Origin of the sequence: Consotaella aegiceratis, from assembly GCF_036541425.1 — a bacterium.
Lineage (GTDB): Bacteria > Pseudomonadota > Alphaproteobacteria > Rhizobiales > Rhizobiaceae > Consotaella > Consotaella aegiceratis.
In genome coordinates this window covers 1-1,925 of the sequence record NZ_JAZHFT010000118.1, presented here as the reverse complement: position 1 = coordinate 1,925, position 1,925 = coordinate 1, and the positions used below count along the sequence as shown (strand labels likewise).

At 63.8% G+C, this 1,925-nt stretch carries 3 protein-coding genes; all 3 read right to left on the bottom strand.

Annotated features, from left to right (window positions below):
- Nucleotides 1-49 precede the first annotated feature (49 nt).
- The gene (locus SMD10_RS25280) at nucleotides 50-499 is read right to left on the bottom strand and encodes a hypothetical protein (protein WP_331688487.1); all 450 of its coding nucleotides are present in this window, start codon (nucleotides 497-499) and stop codon (nucleotides 50-52) included.
- On the bottom strand, nucleotides 496-918 hold the full coding sequence (locus tag SMD10_RS25275; RefSeq protein ID WP_331688486.1) for a hypothetical protein: 423 nt from the start codon (nucleotides 916-918) through the stop codon (nucleotides 496-498). The genes SMD10_RS25280 and SMD10_RS25275 overlap by 4 nt, the downstream gene beginning before the upstream one ends.
- Nucleotides 915-1,728, bottom strand: a protein-coding gene (locus SMD10_RS25270) for an IS5 family transposase (RefSeq protein ID WP_331688485.1) whose coding sequence is annotated in 2 segments (ribosomal slippage) — nucleotides 915-1,382 and nucleotides 1,384-1,728 — 813 coding nt in all. Because the reading frame shifts where the segments join, the coding sequence is not laid out codon by codon here. Before SMD10_RS25270 ends, SMD10_RS25275 begins: the two co-directional genes overlap by 4 nt.
- Nucleotides 1,729-1,925 lie beyond the last annotated feature (197 nt).

The window sequence follows — 1,925 nt, the reverse complement described above, 5'->3', positions numbered from 1 at the left end:
ATAGATGGTTATCGTCCACTATGACCTCCGCTCTTGCCCACTTCGTGGCTCAAGCACGGAGGTTTCTTTTATACGGTGTCGAACCCATCTGCTCCTCCACCAGAGGTGGAGGTTTTTTTCGATGAAAGAACGAGACGCGGCGGTCGCCCGCCGCGATCTCGGCGGCCGAGCCGCCGGCGATCGTGTCCGTCAGCTTGTGCTTCGCGCTGTCCAGCGTCTCGGTTGCCGAGTCGAGCCCATGTGGCATCGGCGCCGTCGCGTCCCCCTCCGCCCGCTCCAGAACCAGCGCGTCGCGCCAGTCGCTCTCCTGCGCCGCGACGCATCCTATCGTCAGGACGAAGCCCGTCGAGCGGCCGGTGACATGGCGGGACTGCGGCGCGAGCGAGGCGGCGGGAAACGGCAGACCGAGCCGCTGAAACAAGTCCGCCAACCAGGCCCCCATGCCGGTGCCGTTGCTCCGCTCGTAAAGCTCCTCGCCCAGCCCCGCCATCGCCGTCACGGCCTCAGACGATCATTGCCTGGGAAGTCGATGCGCTCCCAGCGCGTGCCGTCGAAGCGCAGGAGGTCCTTGCTGCCCATCACCCACAACACCTCGTCGCCGACCGCGGAGACAGCCGAGACGTCCTCGATATCCGGGGTCAGGCCGGAGCGGACCTGCTCCATGCGGCGGCCATCGAAGACCAAAAGGCCGCGCGGATCGGCATAGCTCGACAGATAGAGTTTGCCCTGAAACATCGCCATGCCGTTGAACTCCGGCCAGCCGTCGATACCGCCGAGGACATCCAACGTCCGAAACCCGCTCGAATGGTTGCCGACCAGGAAATTGCCGTTTCGGCCGCAGGCCCAGACTCGCTCCTCGCTTTCTGCGAGAACCGCCAGCAGGCCGTTGTCTGCATCAGAGTCCGTCCGAGAAGTCATTTTGATCGGGCGATGCGCCGGAGGAGGATCATGACGGAGGCAGCGTAGAGGAAGGCCTTGGCCGAAGCGAGAGTGGCCTCGGCGTCTTTCCAGAGCCGCCGGTTTCGACTGATCCAGGCGAAGAAGCGTTCGACGACCCAGCGTCTTGGATGAACGGCGAAGCCGACTTGGTCGGGCGGCTTTCGCACGATGTCGACATCGATCAGGGATGCGGTTTGTGGCCGATCGCCAGAATAGCCCATATCGGCAAAAGCCTTGGCGACGAATGGAAAGGAGCGACGCGACAAACGCAGGACCGGAATGGCGCCGTCGCGATCCTGGACATCGGCGGGCTGAGGATCGAGGATGAGGCCGCGCCCATCGGTGTCGACCATGACCTGTCGTTTGCGCCCCTTCACCTTCTTGCCGGCATCATAGCCGCGTGGGCCGCCGCTTTCCGTCGTCTTGGCGCTCTGGCTGTCCAGAAACGGCGGCACTCGGCGAGGCCTCACGTCCGACACGCTCCCGGTCGGCCATGACGAGATGGTGGTTGATGGTCTGGAAGACACCGCCATCGCGCCAGCGGCTGAAATAGTCGAACACGGTGCTCTTGGGCGGCAGGTCCTTGGGGATCAGGCGCCACGGAATGCCGCCGCGCAGCACGTAGAAGATGGCGTTCATGATCTCCCGCATCGGCCACTTCGGCGGCCTTCCGTCTTCGCTGGGCGACGGCAGCAGCGGCTCGATCACCGCCCATTCGGCGTCCGTCAGGTCGGTTTCGTATCGCAGGTGATCCCGGCTATGCTGTTGTCGGGTGGTCGGGGTCCACATGGCGTTTCCAGATCAGGCTTCAGACACCTCTCTGGAATCATCGCCATCCCGATCACTCAACCCTTCTCGGACAGATGGGGTGATTGGGGTCTGCGCCGCAGGGTGGCTGCTCCCTTCAGGATGTTGGAACGTGGTCCGTGTTGATCGGCCACAGGCATCGAGAGGAAGCAGCCATGAAGCACTATGCCGGACGTGGA

Excerpts from the sequence above, each read along its gene's own strand:
- SMD10_RS25275 (WP_331688486.1), bottom strand. The coding sequence starts at position 918 with ATGACTTCTCGGACGGACTCTGATGCAGACAACGGCCTGCTGGCGGTT.